This window comes from Novosphingobium sp. HNCC26DJ243 (assembly GCF_057180545.1).
On sequence record NZ_JBXUGN010000003.1, the window covers coordinates 354,937 to 371,412 of the forward strand.

Below are 16,476 nucleotides of genomic sequence, written 5' to 3' on the forward strand. Positions count from 1 at the left end.
TCTTGAGCAGCGCTAAAGCAAGCGCGGCTGAAACTCCCCGGAACGCTCGGCAAGTGCGTCGCGTACGAGGGATATGGTGACGGGTGATTTACGCTCAAGGGACAACCGGTCAAGAGTTTCGATAAGCAACTCGATTCCGGCGTGGCTGCGCTCGATTCGCGGGAGAAGATAGGCAACCGCCTGATCCCCCAGAATCAGCCCGCGCCGGGCGGCGTGTTCGGCGACAAGCCCTGCGATCAGTTCGTCATCGGGCGCGCCGATCTCGATCAGCAACGCCGCACCGAGGCGCGAGGCAAGATCAGGCAGCGCAATGGCCCAGCTTCCGGGCGTGCGGTCGCACACGAGCAGCAAAGGCCGGCTATCGGCCTGCGCGCGGTTCCAGCGGTGGAACAGGTCGTTTTCCGGCAAGGCATCGGCCCCGTCGACTGCATCGCCCGCGCCGCTTTCGGCGAACCAGCGAGCGAGCAAGCTCTTGCCCGAGCGTGGCGGTCCGGCAAGGATGGCGGTGCGGAAGGGCCAGTTCTCGGCAGAGTGCAGCGCCTCGATCACCGGGGCGAGCGACGACCCCAGCACAACCGTTTCGGCACCACGCGCGGTCACAAGCGGAAGAGCGATCTGCGACATGCTGGCGATTATACGCTCGAAACCCGAAAAAGGCTTACTTGCGGATCGAGATGACGCCCGAGCCGACGTTCACCCGCCAGCCCTGGGCGCGCAGGGCGGCGGCAAGCGCGTCGATGTCGCCGGCATAAGTGATGCGCATGACCGAGGTGCCGCCAATCGCGATCGAAGTGGACGATGCGCTTTTCACACCTGCAACGCCGCGCACTGCCGCCATGCCGGCATCCACCGCCGCGCCATCGGGCGTGGCGAACTGGACGGTGATCGAAGAAATCGTCGCGGCGGCGGCTGTCGGCGTGGCCGTTGCCGGGGCTTCGGTCTGGGTCCCGGCGGCAGGTGCCGCGCTCGATTTGACGGGCCCTTCGCTGGCAAGGATCTGTTCGATCAGCTTCGGATCGATCTCGGGCACCATGTTGAGCGTGGGATCAGGCCGCAGGATGCCCGCGCCCAGCGCATCGGTATAGATGCGATCGAGCCGACCGATGGCTTCCTCGAGCATGCGCGGCAAGTCTGCCTCGTTCTTCGCATCAAGGGTAAAGCTGCCCAGGAAGCGATTGTCCGGACCGTAGCGGGCGGTGAAGGTCCCGTGAACCGGCCCACCGGGATAGGCACGTTCAAGCCGGGCGAGTGGCATGACGACGTCGGCCGCGCCGAATTCGTCGAGAATCAGGCGCCACCAGTTGCGGCTGCGGCGATCAAGCTGGCCGGCGGTGAGCAGTAGCGAATCGGACCCCGAGCCTGCCGGGCGGACATAGTCGATCGCACTGTTGCCGGTGCGATATTCAGCCCAGGCCTTCTGCCAGGGGGTGCGCGTCTCGAAGACGGTAGCGACGCCGCCCTGATAGAGCACCGGTATCACGAGGACAGGTGCCGATCGCGCCTTGGCCCCAACCATGCCGAGCCGTTCGCCGGTGCGCGCGCGATCGAAGATCACGCCCAGTGTGGCGATGTAGCGGCGCGGACCGATCTGTTCGTTCTCCACGACGACCGCAGAGACCATCGAATCGAGCGTGGCATCGTCGAGTCGGGGTGCCGCGCCACCGGCGCCGTTGGTCGACCACAGTTTTTCCCAACCCTTGCGCTGCGCTTCGCGCCAGCCGTTGGTGCGCGCGTCCTCGGCATTGTCGCCGCTGACGTTGACCGCAATGCCGCGCACCTCGAAATCGCCGTTGCTGGCAATCGGGGGGATACCGCGATCGCCTTCGATCTGCGCGACGAGCGCAGCCCCGCCCAGCCCCGCGAGCAGGGCAAGCCCGATCACGAGCGCTTTGCGATTCTTGGCACTTTGAAAAGGCAGGCGCAGCGCGACCAAGGGAACTCCGAATACAAATGCACCGCGCTTTTTGGGGACAAGGCGGCTTGCCCGAGCGCTTTTGCCCAAAGGCAAGTGGAAATCCAAGCAGGAAAGCGCTAGGCGCGCGTTCCATGAGCGATCATGACAAAAAGCCGCAGAGCTACAGCTACGCCCAGGCAGGCGTGAACATCGCCGCCGGCAATGCGCTGGTGAAGGCCATCGGCCCGCTGGCCCGGTCCACCGCCCGCCCCGGCGCGGACGCGGAACTCGGCGGTTTCGGCGGGTTCTTCGACCTGAAGGCGGCCGGTTACAAGGACCCGCTGCTGGTAGCCGGCAACGACGGCGTCGGCACCAAGGTCAAGCTCGCGATCGATCACGACCGCCATGACGCAATCGGCATCGACCTTGTCGCCATGTGCGTGAACGACCTGATCGTGCAGGGTGCCGAGCCACTGTTCTTCCTCGATTACTTCGCCACGGGCCGCCTCGACAACGGCGTTGCCGAACGCGTGGTGGCAGGCATCGCCGATGGCTGCCGCGTCGCCGGTTGCGCGCTGATCGGGGGCGAGACTGCCGAGATGCCGGGCATGTACGCCGATGGCGACTATGACCTCGCCGGGTTCTGTGTCGGTGCGGTGGAGCGTGGCGAGCAGTTGACGGGCGACCGCGTGGCCGCGGGCGACGTGCTGCTGGGACTTGCCTCGTCGGGCGTGCATTCGAACGGCTATTCGCTGGTGCGCCGCCTTGCCGCCGACAAGGGCTGGAAGCTGGACCGCCCCGCCCTGTTCGACAACGAGCGCCTGCTGATCGACTACCTGATCGAGCCGACTCGCATCTACGTGAAGACGCTGCTGCCGTTCATCCGTGCTGGCCGTATCCATGCGCTCGCCCATATCACTGGCGGCGGATTGCTCGAGAACGTGCCGCGCGTGCTGCCCAAGGGCCTGCACGCCAGGATCGATGCCGACAGTTGGGAGCAGAGCCGCCTGATGGCGTTCCTGCAGGCGCAAGGCAACATCGAGCCCGAGGAAATGGCGCGCACGTTCAACTGCGGCGTGGGCATGGTGCTGGCAGTGGCTCCGGACGAAGCCGGGGCACTGGCAGCGGACCTTGCCGCCGCGGGCGAGACCGTGTTCCGCATCGGCGAGATCGTGGCGGGCGAGAAGGGCTGCACGGTTACCGGCAGCGTCGAGACATGGTCGGCGCGCGAGCCCTGGGAAGCCGTGCATCTTGGCTGAACGCACGCCAGTCGCCGTCTTCATATCGGGCAGCGGGACCAACATGGCCGCGCTGCTCTATGCCAGCCGTGCGGATGACTGCCCGTACGAGGTCGTGCTTGTCCTCTCCAACAATCCCGATGCTTCGGGCCTGAAGCTGGCCGCGGCGGAGGGGGTCGCCACGTTCTGCCTGCCGCACAAGGGCATTCCCCGCGCCGAACATGACGCGCTGATGGAAGCGCAAGTGGTGGCAGCAGGTGCGCAAGTGATCGCGCTGGCAGGCTACATGCGCATCCTCAGCCCCGAGTTCACCAAGCGCTGGGAGGGGCGGATGCTCAACATCCATCCCTCGCTGCTGCCAAAGTACAAGGGCCTGCACACCCACGACCGCGCGATCGAGGCCGGTGATTCGCACGGCGGATGCACGGTGCACCTCGTCACCGCCGAACTCGATGACGGGCCTGTTCTAGGACAGACGGCGGTCGCGATCATTCCGGGCGACACCGGCGATACGCTGGCGGCGCGGGTGCTGTTTGCCGAACATCAGCTCTATTCGCGCGTGCTGGCAAAGTTCGTGGCGCGCGGCAACGATCCGGCGTGGCTGCTCGACAAGTGCCGCGCGCTTGCCGCCGCCTTGCCGGAAATCGAGGAGCGCGAGAGCCATGGCGCGCCCGGCTGGCGCGTGGGCGGCAAATACTTTGCCCATTTCAACGACCAGCACCATGGCACCGAACACATCGCACTCCTGGTCAAGACCAGCGGGCCCGACGAACTCGCCGCGCTGATCGAGCAGGATCCCGCCACCTGGTTCCGCCCTGCCTATTACGGTGCGAGTGGCTGGGCCGGGCTGATCCTCAACCGCAGCGATGTGGACTGGGATCACGTGGCCGACTGGCTGCGGCGCAGCTGGGCAGCTGTTGCCCCGCGCCGTCTTTCCGCAATGATGGACTTCTGAGGCTGCGATGGCGCTGACGACGATACGACGGATTTACGCGCATACCGCACTGCAATCGTTTGTTGAGGCGAGCGGCGGGCTGTTTGTGGCGGGGTTTCTCGTGCGACAGGGTCTTTCCCCTGCACTGGCGCTGGTGAGCATGGCGCTCGTCCTGCTCTCGCGCTTTGCGCTGCGCGGCGCGGTCCTGCCGCTTGCCCATGCCTATGGATTGCGCAGCGTGCTGCTGCTGGGCATCGCGGTACGCGCGGTCAGCTTCATGATGCTGCCGTTCGTCGGCGGACTGGGAGCAATGCTGGTTGGCTACATCCTCGTCTCGGGGCTTGGCAGCGTGCTCTACTGGACCGGCTACCATGCCTATGTCTCGGCGGCGGGCGATGATGCCGCGATGGGGCGGCAGGTAAGCATCCAGCAGGCGACGAACGCGAGCGTTGGCATCATCGCACCGGTTGCAGGCGGATTCCTGATCGCGGGCGCAGGGCCGATTGCTGCCTTTGCGGTGATTGCCGCCCTGCAACTAGTCGCGGGGCTGCCATTGCTTGGCGCGGCCAATCCTGTGATCGATCCCGGCCTGCGCGCGGACCCAGAAATCGTGCGCTTCGGGCGGCGGCTCTACTTCGCCGAAGGATTGCAGGCCGGGTGCGCGGTGATCGTGTGGAACCTCGCGCTGTTCGTCGCGCTCGGGCAAAGCTTCGAGAATTTCGGCGGCGCACTGGCATTGGCGGGCCTTGGCGCGGCGGCGGGCAGCCTCGTGATCGGCAAGCTGATTGATGGCGGGCGCGGCACGCATTCGCTGGCGCTGGCCTATGGCCTCGGCGCCGGGGTGCTGGTGCTCAAGGCGCTCGCGTGGGCTTCCCCCCTTCCCGCGCTGGTCGCTACCGCACTGGGCGCGCTGGCGACGCCGATGCTGGCAACCGCGATGCTCTCGCCGCTCTATGCCATGGCAAAACGGTCGAGCAGCACGCTGCGTTTCAACATGGCGACCGAGGGCGGATGGGACCTCGGCTGCTCGGTGGCCTGCCTTGCGGCCGCCGCCGCGCTCGCTTCGGGCATGGGGTATGCGCTGCCGATCCTGCTCGGGCTGGCTGGCATCGCAGCCATCGCGTGGGGGCTTGCTGGTTGGTACAGGCAGGCGGCGCTCACCGCCTAGCCCGCAAAGAAAAAGGGCCGGGTTGCCCCGGCCCTTTCGCTATCGTGATGGCAGGCTTGCCGATCAGCCGACGATTTCTTCGGGCTTGAAGAAGTAGGCGATCTCGATCGCCGCATTCTCGTCCGAATCCGAACCGTGGACGGTGTTGGCTTCGATCGATTCGGCCAGTTCCTTGCGGATCGTGCCCGGCTCGGCATTGGCGGGGTTGGTTGCGCCCATGATGTCGCGGTTGCGCTGCATCGCGTTCTCGCCTTCCAGAACCTGCACGACCACGGGACCCGAGATCATGAATTCGACCAGTTCGCCGAAGAACGGACGTTCGCGGTGAACGGCGTAGAAGCCTTCGGCCTGTTCGCGGGTCATGTGGATGCGCTTGGAAGCGACGACGCGCAGGCCGGCTTCTTCAAGCATCTTGGTGACCGCGCCAGTCAGGTTACGACGCGTGGCGTCGGGCTTGATGATCGAGAAAGTGCGGGTAACCGCCATGAGAAGTTCCTTGCGAACGATGGGAAATCAGTTGGGCGCGCCCCTAGCGGGGATTGCGCTGCGGTGCAAGGTTGGTGGGAATTCTCCATTCCATTCGTCCAGAGCCTGTCGAAAGACATGGAGCGTGGGCCGAGCGAGGCGAATGTTGCGCGCGTGCTTCGACAGGCTCAGCACGAACGGGCCCGGCGTTTAACCTGACAGGCCGTTACGGCCCTTCTTTCCACTTGCCCTGTTCCTGCCGCCAATAACGCCGCTCCACACCCTCGCGCGTGCCGAGCATGCGCCAGCAGCCGCGGGCATCGTCGATGCGGGCGGGGGGGAAGAGGAAAAATACGCGTTCGAAATCCCCTTCGCGCCAGACGCCATCGGCAAGGGCAAGGAACTTCGCGCCGTTGGCTGGTTCGGGAGCATCGGAGAGCAGGATCGGCTGGCGATCGGCGTGGGGATCGGTGGCAAGGCCGTTGGCGAGGAAAGTTTCCGGCAGGCGCGTCCAAAGCGCTTCGCTGGCGCGCTTCAGTTGTGCCGCATCGTCGGACACGACCAGCAACCGCTCACCCGCTGCCAGCGTGTTGCGCGCGATCAGCGGCAGGACCTGTTCGGCAGGGTCGCTGGTAAGCTGGTAGAAATCCACGCGCATCAGACCGCTTTCCCCTTCCCGCTCCGGCAGCGATCGGAACAGAACTTCACGTTGTCCCAGTCCCGCTCCCACTTCTTGCGCCATGTGAACGGCAGGCCGCAGGCAGCGCAAGTCTTGCTAGGCAGATCGGACTTGCGCCGCATTTTTGGCATTAACTTTGCCCCCTGCGGGGTGCGCAATCCGCATCCGCGAATTGCGTGCGGCACCAGCCCTCTCCCCCGGCCCGACCACCCTGAGCATAGCCAAAGGGCAGTCGGGCCGGGGAAGCAGGCAGATGCCGCGTCAAGATCAGGCCTCCAGCACGTCGCGAACGTAGCGGTCTAGCAGGCGGACGCCGTAGCCGGTCGCGCCCTTGTCCCAGGTTGCGCCCGGCTTGTCGGCCCAGACCATCCCGGCGATGTCGAGGTGCGCCCAGGCGACGCCCTTGTCGATGTAGCGGTTGAGGAACTGCGCGGCCGTGATCGAGCCGCCGTAACGCGGGCCGACGTTCTTCATGTCGGCGATCGGGCTGTCGATCAGCTTGTCGTAGGCCGCGCCGATGGGGAAGCGCCACAGCTTGTCGCCGCTGTCCTTCCCTGCGCTGTCGAGCTTTGCCGCCAGCGCATCGTCGTTGCTGAACATGCCGCCATATTCGTGGCCGAGCGAAATGATGATCGCGCCGGTCAGCGTGGCGAGATCGATCACGGTCTTCGGGCTGTATTCCTTCTGCACCCACGTAAGCGCATCGCACAGGACGAGGCGGCCTTCGGCGTCGGTGTTTATCACTTCGACCGTCTGGCCCGACATCGAGGTGACGACGTCACCGGGGCGCTGCGCGTTGCCATCGGGCATGTTCTCGACGAGGCCGCAGACGCCGATCACGTCGGCCTTGGCCTTGCGGCGGGCGAGCGTAAGCATGGTGCCGGCGACGGCTGCTGCGCCGCCCATGTCCCACTTCATGTCTTCCATGCCGGCGGCCGGCTTGATCGAGATGCCGCCGGTATCGAAGGTGACGCCCTTGCCGACGAAGGCCGTGGGCTGCTCTGCCGCAGCGCCCTTCCAGCGCATGGCGAGCAGACGCGGTTCGCGCACCGAGCCTTGTGCCACGCCGAGCAGCGCGCCCATGCCGAGCGCAGTCATTTCGGCAAGGCCGAGCACGACGATCTCGACGCCGGTGCCTTCAAGGCGGGCCTTGGCGCGTTCGACGAAGCTTGCGGGGTAAATCACGTTGGCCGGTTCGGCGACCAGTTCGCGGGCAAATTCGACGCCTTCGGCCACGGCGCTCTCGACGTCCCAGGCTGCCGCAGTGCCTTCGGGCGCGCCGACGGCAACGACTTCTGCCAGCGACCGCTTTTGCTCGTCAGCCAGCTTGGTGCGGTAGACATCGTGGCGCCAGCCGCGCAGGCGCGCGCCGAGCAGGACGGCGGCAGCTTCAGTGCCGGACAGGCCCGCATCGGTGAAGTCGATGGCGAGGGATGCCTCACCCGAAGTCAGGTACTTGGCGGTGAGCGCCGCGCCCGCTTTTTCGAGTGCAGGAAGACGTTCGGCGCCTTCGGCCTTGCCGATACCGGCCAGAGCCAGTCGCTTCATGCCGCCGTCGGACGCGACGAAGGCCTCGAACACCTGGCCTGCCTTGCCGGTGAAGCGCGCGGCGCCCGCGCCTTCACGTACGACCGCTTCGAGATCGGACGGCAGCGCATCCTGCGTGACCAGCCGGGCAACGAGGCGGGGAAGCGGGGCATCGCTGGTGCGGAAAACGACCTTCATTCGGCACTCCTGTCGGAAAAGAGATCACGCTTCGGCGCAAGGGTGGCCAAGGCGGAAATTGTGGAATTGCAGTTAGGGTGCACTGGTGCGATAGGCAAGCCATGCAACCCGCCCGGCGGCCGCAGCCGCAAGCCCTTGAACGACGCTTGCGCCTTGCGCGTATGACCATGACCTCGCTTGGACTGGGCCTTGGACTAGGCTGGACACTGGGCCTGGGCGTTTTCGCCAGCGCGTCGGCCCATGCGCAGGATGCTCCGGCGCAAGTGCCGGTTAGCGGCGAATCGGCGGCGACCGATGTCGTAAGGTTCGAGGCCGACAAGGTCCGCTACGACAGCAATGCCGAACTGGTGACCGCCGAGGGCAACGTGGTGCTGCGCCGCGACGAGCAAACCGTCCGCGCCGACAACGTGGTGTGGAACCGCAATACCGGCAAGATCGACGCGACCGGCAACATCCGTCTCGTCGATGACGACGGCAACATCGTCTATACCGACAGGATCGAGCTGACCGACGAGTTCAAGGCCGGCGCGATCGAGGATCTGCTGATCGTGCTGCGTACCGGCGGCCGGCTGGCGGCCGAAAGCGGCGTGCGCGACGCCGATGGCAACATGATGCTCGAATCGGCAGCCTATTCGGGCTGTTCGGTCGAGGATGGCAAGGGCTGCCCCAAGAAACCGAGCTGGGAAGTTACCGCCGCACGCGTCTATTTCGACGCGAAGGAAAAGCGGGTGAAGTACTATGGCGCGACGCTGCGCCTGTTCGGCATCCCGATCCTGCCGCTGCCGGGCCTTGGCCACACCTCCGACTTCCGCGCCGAGACCGGGCTGCTGATTCCCGACTTCCGCCTCAGCGCATCGAACGGCGCGGAAATCAGCGACACCTGGTACTGGCGCATCGCCGACAATCGCGATCTGGCCCTGACCGGCACGTTCTATACCCAGTCGTTGCCGATGCTGACGGCCAAGTATCGGCATCTGACCAATCTCGGCGCGTTCCAGATCACCGGCTATGCCACGCGCAGCTCGCGCATTCCGGTAGGCGGGGTGAACACGGCCAAGCTGCAATCGTGGCGCGGCTATCTGGAAGCCAACGGGAAGCTGCAGTTTTCGCCGCACTGGAGCCTGACCGGCAACGGGCGCATCGCGTCTGACCGTACCTTCCTGCGCCGCTACGACATCAGCCGCGACGACCGGTTGCGCTCCTCGCTCAATATCGAGCGGATCGACGACGACAGCTACCTCTCCATTGCGGGATGGCTGACGCAGACCGTGCGCGTCGACGATCCGCAGGGCATGGTTCCGCTCGCCCTGCCCGCGATCGACTATCGCCGTCGGATGATCATCGACGGCGTTCCGGGCAAGTTCGAGTTCGAGGCCAACAGCCTCGCCATCCTGCGCACCGCCGGACAGGACAGCCAGCGCGCCTTTGCCCGCGCGCAATGGGATTTGCGGACGATCACCGGGCTTGGTCAGGAAGTGACGCTGACCGGCCTCGTCCGCGGCGACCTCTATCACAGTGCCGAAAACGAGCTGACCGAGACCGCGATCTATCGCGGGCTGCCCGGTTGGCAGAAGCGCGGAATCGCCACGGCTGCACTCGACGTGAAATGGCCTTTCGTGGGCAGCCTGTTCGGCGGCGCGCAAGTGCTGACCCCGCGTTTCCAAGTGGTGGCGACGCCGGGGGTGCGCAATTTCGAGATCCCGAACGAAGATTCGCGTTCGGTCGATCTGGAAGACACGAACCTCTTCGCGCTCAACCGCTTTCCAGGGCATGACCGGATCGAGGACGGCGTGCGCTTCACTTATGGGTTCGACTGGAACTACCAGCGGCCGGGGCTGCGGATCGCGACGACCATCGGGCAGTCCTATCGCCTGTCGAACCAGAACTCGATCCTGCCGCCGGGCACGGGCTTGACCAGCCGCGCCTCCGATTTCGTCGGGCGTACGAGCGTGCGGTTCGGCGACGTGGTCAAGCTGACGCACCGCTTCCGCATCGACAAGGACACGCTGGCGCTGCGCCGCAACGAATTCGACGCAACGCTGGGCAACCACCGCCGATACGTCGAGGCTGGCTATCTCAGGCTCAACCGCAACATCACCAGTTCGTTCGAGGACCTGCAGGATCGCGAGGAACTGCGCATCGCCGCGCGCACGCCGATCACCAGTGCGTTTTCGGTATTCGGATCGGCAATCGTCAACCTGACCGACCGCAATGAAGACCCGACGCTGACGTCCGACGGCTTCCAGATGCTGCGCCATCGCATCGGGGTCGCCTATACCGACGATTGCCTCGACGTTTCGTTCACCTGGCGCCGCGATTATGTGACCACCGGCGACGCCGAGCGGGGCAACTCGTTCCAGATTTCGCTCTCGCTCAAGAACCTCGGGGTGAAATAGCGCGCAAAAGCACCGGCACTTGCCCTTTTGCACGTGATACGCCACTCAGCTTGCGTTAAGCCGCTTGCAGCCAATGCCCGAGGATACCAGAAGGCCGCCGCCAGACACCCAACTGAGCGCGCCAGTTCGACAGGACCACTTACCCGACCATGATGTCCAAGCTGAAGATCACCCGCAAGGCGGCCATTCGCTCGATCGGAACTGCTGCGCTCGCGCTCGGAACGTTTGCCACTTCCGCAACACCCGTGCTGGCGCAGGGAGCCAGTTCGCCGCTCAACATTCCGGCCAACCCGGTGATGTTCGGCAAGAACGATCCCAACGTCCGCCGCGCGACCGCAATCGTCAATGGCGAGATCGTGACCGGGACCGATGTCGAACAGCGCCTCGCCCTGATCGTCTCGGCCAACGGCAACAAGGTCAGCGGCGAAGAGCTTGAGCGACTGCGCATGCAGGTGCTGCGCAACCTGATCGACGAAACGCTGCAGATTCAGGAAGCCAAGGCTTCCGACGTTCCGGCAGACGACGCACAGGTCGATGCGACTTATGAGCGCGTTGCCACGCAGAACTTCGGCCAATCGCCCGAGGCACTGGAAAAGTACCTCGCCCGCGTCGGCTCATCGTCCGCCTCGCTCAAGCGCCAGATCCGTGGCGAACTGGCCTGGCAGAACCTGCTGCGCCGCAACGTCCAGCCTTTCGTCAACGTGTCGGAAGGCGAAGTGACGGAAATGATGCAGCGCCTCCAGGCCTCGAAGGGCACAGAGGAATACCGCATCGGCGAGATCTTCCTTGCCGCGACCGACGAGAACAAGGCGCAGGTCTTCGCCAACGCCGAAAAGATTGTCGAGCAGCTCAAGGGCGGCGGCAGCTTCGTTGCCTATGCCCGCCAGTTCTCCGAGGCTTCGACCGCTGCAGTGGGCGGGGATCTCGGCTGGATCCGGCTTGCCCAGCTTCCCTCGGAACTGGGCGCGGCAGCAACCGGCATGGCGCCTGGCCAGCTCGCAGGGCCTGTCGAAATCCGGGGCGGGTTCTCGATCCTGTACCTGATCGACAAGCGTCAGGTGCTGACCGCTGATCCGCGCGATGCGTTGCTCAGCCTCAAACAGATCTCGATCGAATTCCCCAAGGGCACGACCAGCGATGTGGCCGGCAAGAAGGCCGCCGAATTCGCCGCCATGGTCAAGACGATCAAGGGCTGCGGCGATGCCGATGGGGCTGCCGCCAAGATCGGCGCGACCGTGGTTGCCAACGACCAGATCAAGGCGCGCGACCTTCCGGGCGCGCTGCAGGAAACCTTGCTGAACCTGCCTGTCGGCCAGACCACGCCCCCGTTCGGATCGATCGACGAAGGCGTGCGCGTGCTGATGCTGTGCGGCCGCGACGATCCGCAGGTTTCGAGCGGACCGAGCTTCGACGAGCTGATGTCGCAGATCGAGGATGATCGCGTGAATAAGCGCGCACAGACCTACCTGCGCGACCTTCGCCGTGACGCGGTGATCGAATACAACTGAGGCACGCGGGTTCCTTAAACCACCCTCGTTCGTGCCGAGCGAAGGCGAGAAACGCCGCGCTCGACACGAACGGGGATTGGTGGTTCCTAGTGGGGATCACTCGCCTTAAGGGGGGCGCATGATGTTGCCTCTGGCCTACTCCATCGGTGATCCTGCAGGCGTCGGGCCGGAACTGGCCGCGGCGGCCTGGGCTTTGCGCGATGCCGAAGCGCTGCCACCGTTCCTCGTGATCGGGTCGGCGCGGGTGATCGAAGATGCGGCGCGGCGGCGCGGTCTGGCAGTGCCGGTCTGCGCCGTGAAGGCGCCGGACGAGGTGGCAGACTGCTTTGCCGATGCTTTGCCGGTGCTCGACCTCGCGGATCTGCCCTATCGTCCGGGGGAGCCTGACGACGCGGGCGCATCGCTGGCGCTGGCCGCTCTCGCCACGGCGACAGGGCTTGTCCGATCGGGCGCGGCAGGCGCGCTGATTACCGGGCCGGTCGCCAAGAGCCGCCTGGCGCGCGTGGGCTTCGATCATCCGGGACAGACCGAATTCGTGGCCGAGGCCTGCGGCATCACGCCTGGAAACGCGGTGATGATGCTGGCGGGGCCAAGTTTGCGGGTCGTGCCGATCACGGTCCACGTCTCCTTGCGCGATGTGCCCGATCTGCTTTCGACCGAGCTGATCCGCAACCGTGCGGCAATCACCGCAGCGGCACTTGTGCGCGACTTTGACATTTCCGCGCCGCGCCTTGCCGTGGCCGGGCTCAATCCGCACGCGGGCGAGGACGGACGCATGGGGCTGGAAGATCGGGACATCGTGGCACCCGCCGTGGCGCTGCTGCGCGAGGCCGGGATAGACGCCTTCGGCCCGCTGCCGCCCGACACCATGTTCCACACAGAGGCGCGGGCGAACTATGACGTTGCGATCTGCATGTATCACGATCAGGGCCTGATCCCGATGAAGGCGCTCGATTTCGATGCGGGGGTCAACGTCACGCTGGGCCTGCCGATCGTGCGCACCTCACCCGATCATGGCACCGCGTTCGGGATCGCCGGGACCGGAGCGGCGCGGGTCGGACCGACTATTGCGGCACTCCGCATGGCGGGGGAATGCGCGATGCGGAGACTGGGACGATGACCGACCTTCCCCCGTTGCGCGATGTCGTCAACCGGCATGGACTGATCGCGACCAAGGCGCTCGGCCAGAACTTCCTGTTCGACGAACAATTGCTCAGCCGCATTGCCACGGTGCCGGGCAAGCTCAAGGGTGAGAACGTGCTCGAAGTCGGGCCCGGCCCGGGCGGGTTGACGCGTGCCCTTCTGCGCGCAGGCGCGAATGTGACCGCGATCGAGATGGACAAGCGCTGCTTGCCAGCGCTTGCGGAACTGTCGGACGCCTTTCCCGGCCAGCTGACCGTGATCCAGGGAGATGCCACCAAGGTCGCGCCCGAAACGCTGTTCGATGGCGCGTGGCACGTGGCGGCAAACCTGCCCTACAATGTCGGCACCGCGCTTTTCACCGGCTGGCTTTCAGGGCAGGCATGGCCGCCGCAATGGAAATCGCTGACGCTGATGTTCCAGCTGGAAGTGGCCGAGCGGATCATCGCCGCGCCAGGCTCGGACGCCTATGGCCGGCTTGCCGTGCTGTCGCAGTGGCGCTCGACCCCGCGCATCGCGATGAAGGTCCACCGCAGCGCCTTCACCCCGCCACCCAAGGTCATGTCGGCCATCGTCCATGTCGTGCCGGGGCCGATGCCTGAAGGCGTCTCGGCGCGGATGCTCGAGCGGGTGACCGAGGCCGCGTTCGGCCAGCGCCGCAAGATGCTGCGCCAGTCGCTCAAGGGCCTGCCCGGTGCGCTCGATGCGCTGGAAGCGCTGGGCATCGACAGCCAGCGCCGGGCCGAGACACTGAGCGTGGACGAATTTGTCAGCATTGCGCGGGTGCTGACGACAAAGGTCTGAATGCTACCGACCGTCTTCGGCCAGCGTGTGTGCCACCACCGCATTTGCGTGCCCGTGACCCATGCCGTGCTGATCCTTCAACATGGCGACAAGCTCCATGTGCTTTGCAGGAAGCGCTGCACGGACCAGCGCCTTCCAATGGGCAATCGGCTTGCCGTATTTCTTCTCAATAGAGGGGAAATACGACGCCGGTCCTGTCACTTTGGGTTCGGTCATGGCCTGAAAAAGACCATGTCGCCCATGTTCATGTCAACGCCGATCACGCCGGTTCTTCGACCTTCGCCAAAGCCGCCTTCTTCTTGCGGCGCCAGGCATGGAGCAGCGGTTCGGTGTAGCCGTTGGGCTGGTCGACGCCGTTGAACACGAGATCGCAGGCGGCGCGGAAGGCATGGCTTTCCTCCCAGTTGCCGGTCATCGCCTCGTAGAGCGGATCGCTTGCGTTCTGGGCATCGACCTTGGCCGCCATGCGCTTGAGGCTGTCCATGACCTGATCGCTGGTGGCAACGCCATGGAGCAGCCAGTTGGCCATGTGCTGGCTGGAAATGCGCAAGGTGGCGCGGTCTTCCATCAGGCCGACATCGTTGATGTCGGGCACCTTCGAACAGCCGACGCCCTGATCGATCCAACGCACGACGTAGCCGAGCAGGCCCTGCGCGTTGTTGTCGAGCTCTTCGCGCACTTCGGCCTCGGACCAGTTGGTGCCATCGGCCAGAGGTATCGCCAGGAGCGCGTCGAGGCCCGGCGTGCGTTCCTGCGCCACGCCTTCGCGCACTTCGAACACGTCGACCTGGTGATAGTGCATCGCGTGAAGCGTGGCGGCGGTGGGCGACGGGACCCACGCCGTATTCGCGCCGGTGCGGGGATGCGCGATCTTCTGCTGCATCATGTCGTGCATCATGTCGGGCGCGGCCCACATGCCCTTGCCGATCTGCGCCTTGCCTGAAAGCCCATGGGCCAGACCGATGCAGACGTTGCGCTTTTCATAGGCCGCGATCCAGCCCGAGTTCTTGATCGCGCCCTTGCGGATCATCGGACCGGCCTGCATCGAGGTGTGGATCTCGTCGCCGGTGCGGTCGAGGAAGCCGGTGTTGATGAACACGATGCGGTCGCGCACCGCATGGATGCAGGCAGCGAGATTGGCCGACGTGCGGCGCTCCTCGTCCATCACGCCGACCTTGATCGTGTGGCGATCGAGCCCGAGCAGGTCCTCGACCGCGTTGAACAGATCGTTGGTGAAGGCGACTTCCTCCGGTCCGTGCATCTTGGGCTTGACGATGTAGATGCTGCCTTCGCGGCTGTTGCGCAGGGGACCAAGCGCCCTGACGTCGTGGCAAGCGATGGCCGAGGTCACGACCGCATCCATGATGCCTTCGGGAATCTCGCTGCCATCGGGCAGAAGGATCGCCGGGTTGGTCATCAGGTGGCCGACGTTGCGCACGAACAGCAGGCTGCGCCCCGGCAGCGTGAAAGCGGTGCCCGAAGGCGACGTCCATTCGCGATCGCCCTCCAGCGCGCGGGTCATGGTCTTGCCGCCCTTCTGGAAGCTTGCCTCAAGATCGCCGCGCATCAGGCCGAGCCAGTTGCGATAGGCGAGCAGCTTGTCCTCGGCATCGACCGCCGCAATCGAATCTTCCAGATCGACGATGGTGGTGAGCGCGGCTTCCATGACGATGTCGGCAATGCCCGCCTTGTCGTCCCGGCCGACCGGAGTTGAGCGATCGAACACGATCTCGACGTGGAGGCCGTTGTTCGACAGCAGCAACCCGCCCGGCTTCTGCCCTGCAAACTGGCTGGCGTTGGACAGCGGGGGAATACCCTCGCCATCCCAGTCGCTCCAGCCCAGGCCATTCAACGGGAAGGTCATGTCGAGGAATGCACGACCAGCGCGGACCACGGCGGCGCCGCGATCCTTGTCATACCCGCCGGCGCGTGCAGGCGGGGCATCGAGCGCGTCGGTGCCGTACCAGGCATCGTAAAGGCTGCCCCAGCGTGCATTTGCCGCATTGAGGACGAAACGATCGTTGAGCACCGGCACGACCAGTTGAGGACCTGCCATGCAGGCAATCTCGCGGTCGACATTCTGCGTGCCGATGGCGAAGTCTTCCGGTTCGGGCACGAGATAGCCGATTTCGGTCAGGTAAGCGCGGTATTCGTCAGCGTCGATAGGCTTGCCCCGGCGCTGGTGGTGCCAGGAATCGAGCAAGGCCTGCAGCGCATCGCGCTTGTCGAGCAACATGCGGTTTACCGGAGCGTGATGCGCGACCAGCCCGGCAAAGCCCTGCCAGAATGCCGTGGTATCAAGGCCCAAAGGCCCGAGGACTTCGCTGTCGATGAAGGTTGCAAGGGCTGCATCAACCTGAAGCCCGCTACGCTCGATACGTCCGTTCATTTCACCCATGTCCAATCGCTCACATAATCTGCGCCCGCAGCCAATGCCGCGCGCGCCGAATCCGTTGAACCTGGGGAGGAACGCCTCAGGCTATGCATCATCAAGGGCGGCTTGGCAATCATGCGAAAGTCCAGAG

General features: G+C 65.3%; 15 protein-coding genes. 7 read left to right on the plus strand and 8 right to left on the minus strand.

Annotation, left to right across the window (positions count from 1 at the left end):
- Positions 1 to 12: 12 nt before the first annotated feature.
- Positions 13 to 624, minus strand: a complete 612-nt coding sequence (locus tag AC2A04_RS12195) for an HdaA/DnaA family protein (RefSeq protein ID WP_484212604.1) — start codon at positions 622 to 624, stop codon at positions 13 to 15.
- A gap of 34 nt (positions 625 to 658) precedes the next feature.
- Positions 659 to 1,882 carry a heavy-metal-associated domain-containing protein gene (locus tag AC2A04_RS12200; protein ID WP_484212605.1) on the minus strand — a complete coding sequence of 408 codons (1,224 nt, stop codon included), beginning with the start codon at positions 1,880 to 1,882 and terminating at the stop codon, positions 659 to 661.
- A gap of 164 nt (positions 1,883 to 2,046) precedes the next feature.
- On the opposite strand from AC2A04_RS12200, the gene purM reads away from it, so the two are divergent.
- From purM to AC2A04_RS12215, 3 genes are read left to right on the plus strand one after another with little or no spacing between them, the layout of a single operon-like run.
- A complete protein-coding gene (gene purM / locus AC2A04_RS12205) occupies positions 2,047 to 3,153 on the plus strand; it encodes a phosphoribosylformylglycinamidine cyclo-ligase (RefSeq protein ID WP_484212606.1) in 1,107 nt (368 codons plus the stop codon).
- Positions 3,146 to 4,087 carry a phosphoribosylglycinamide formyltransferase gene (purN, locus tag AC2A04_RS12210; RefSeq protein WP_484212607.1) on the plus strand — a complete coding sequence of 314 codons (942 nt, stop codon included), beginning with the start codon at positions 3,146 to 3,148 and terminating at the stop codon, positions 4,085 to 4,087. Before purM ends, purN begins: the two co-directional genes overlap by 8 nt.
- A gap of 7 nt (positions 4,088 to 4,094) precedes the next feature.
- Positions 4,095 to 5,234, plus strand: a complete 1,140-nt coding sequence (locus AC2A04_RS12215) for an MFS transporter (protein ID WP_484212608.1) — start codon at positions 4,095 to 4,097, stop codon at positions 5,232 to 5,234.
- Positions 5,235 to 5,297: 63 nt separating this feature from the next.
- Here the strand turns inward: AC2A04_RS12215 and ndk are convergent, their stop codons facing one another.
- From ndk to AC2A04_RS12235, 4 genes are all read right to left on the minus strand, one after another.
- The gene (gene ndk, locus AC2A04_RS12220; RefSeq protein ID WP_168852546.1) at positions 5,298 to 5,720 is read right to left on the minus strand and encodes a nucleoside-diphosphate kinase; all 423 of its coding nucleotides are present in this window, start codon (positions 5,718 to 5,720) and stop codon (positions 5,298 to 5,300) included.
- A 205-nt stretch (positions 5,721 to 5,925) separates the two neighbouring features.
- Positions 5,926 to 6,357 (minus strand): DNA polymerase III subunit chi, encoded by a 432-nt coding sequence (locus AC2A04_RS12225; RefSeq protein WP_484212609.1) that lies wholly within the window; start codon positions 6,355 to 6,357, stop codon positions 5,926 to 5,928.
- Positions 6,357 to 6,509, minus strand: a complete 153-nt coding sequence (locus AC2A04_RS12230) for a DUF2256 domain-containing protein (protein ID WP_484212610.1) — start codon at positions 6,507 to 6,509, stop codon at positions 6,357 to 6,359. The genes AC2A04_RS12225 and AC2A04_RS12230 overlap by 1 nt, the downstream gene beginning before the upstream one ends.
- 136 nt (positions 6,510 to 6,645) lie before the next feature.
- Positions 6,646 to 8,103 (minus strand): leucyl aminopeptidase, encoded by a 1,458-nt coding sequence (locus AC2A04_RS12235; RefSeq protein WP_484212611.1) that lies wholly within the window; start codon positions 8,101 to 8,103, stop codon positions 6,646 to 6,648.
- A 161-nt stretch (positions 8,104 to 8,264) separates the two neighbouring features.
- On the opposite strand from AC2A04_RS12235, the gene AC2A04_RS12240 reads away from it, so the two are divergent.
- The 4 genes from AC2A04_RS12240 (at position 8,265) to rsmA (ending at position 13,951) form a co-directional block, all read left to right on the plus strand.
- A complete protein-coding gene (locus AC2A04_RS12240; RefSeq protein WP_484212612.1) occupies positions 8,265 to 10,499 on the plus strand; it encodes an LPS-assembly protein LptD in 2,235 nt (744 codons plus the stop codon).
- 149 nt (positions 10,500 to 10,648) lie between these two features.
- Positions 10,649 to 12,007, plus strand: a complete 1,359-nt coding sequence (locus AC2A04_RS12245; protein ID WP_484212613.1) for a peptidylprolyl isomerase — start codon at positions 10,649 to 10,651, stop codon at positions 12,005 to 12,007.
- Positions 12,008 to 12,125: 118 nt separating this feature from the next.
- A complete protein-coding gene (pdxA, locus tag AC2A04_RS12250) occupies positions 12,126 to 13,127 on the plus strand; it encodes a 4-hydroxythreonine-4-phosphate dehydrogenase PdxA (protein ID WP_484212614.1) in 1,002 nt (333 codons plus the stop codon).
- Positions 13,124 to 13,951 carry a 16S rRNA (adenine(1518)-N(6)/adenine(1519)-N(6))-dimethyltransferase RsmA gene (gene rsmA / locus AC2A04_RS12255; RefSeq protein ID WP_484212615.1) on the plus strand — a complete coding sequence of 276 codons (828 nt, stop codon included), beginning with the start codon at positions 13,124 to 13,126 and terminating at the stop codon, positions 13,949 to 13,951. The genes pdxA and rsmA overlap by 4 nt, the downstream gene beginning before the upstream one ends.
- Positions 13,952 to 13,954: 3 nt before the next feature.
- On the opposite strand, the gene AC2A04_RS12260 is transcribed toward rsmA, so the two are convergent.
- Together AC2A04_RS12260 and AC2A04_RS12265 are read right to left on the minus strand one after the other, a co-directional pair.
- Entirely contained in the window at positions 13,955 to 14,167 is a 213-nt protein-coding gene (locus tag AC2A04_RS12260) for a DUF4287 domain-containing protein (protein WP_484212616.1), read from the minus strand.
- Between the two features lie 43 nt (positions 14,168 to 14,210).
- Positions 14,211 to 16,340 carry a malate synthase G gene (locus tag AC2A04_RS12265; protein WP_484212617.1) on the minus strand — a complete coding sequence of 710 codons (2,130 nt, stop codon included), beginning with the start codon at positions 16,338 to 16,340 and terminating at the stop codon, positions 14,211 to 14,213.
- Between the last annotated feature and the right edge of the window lie 136 nt (positions 16,341 to 16,476).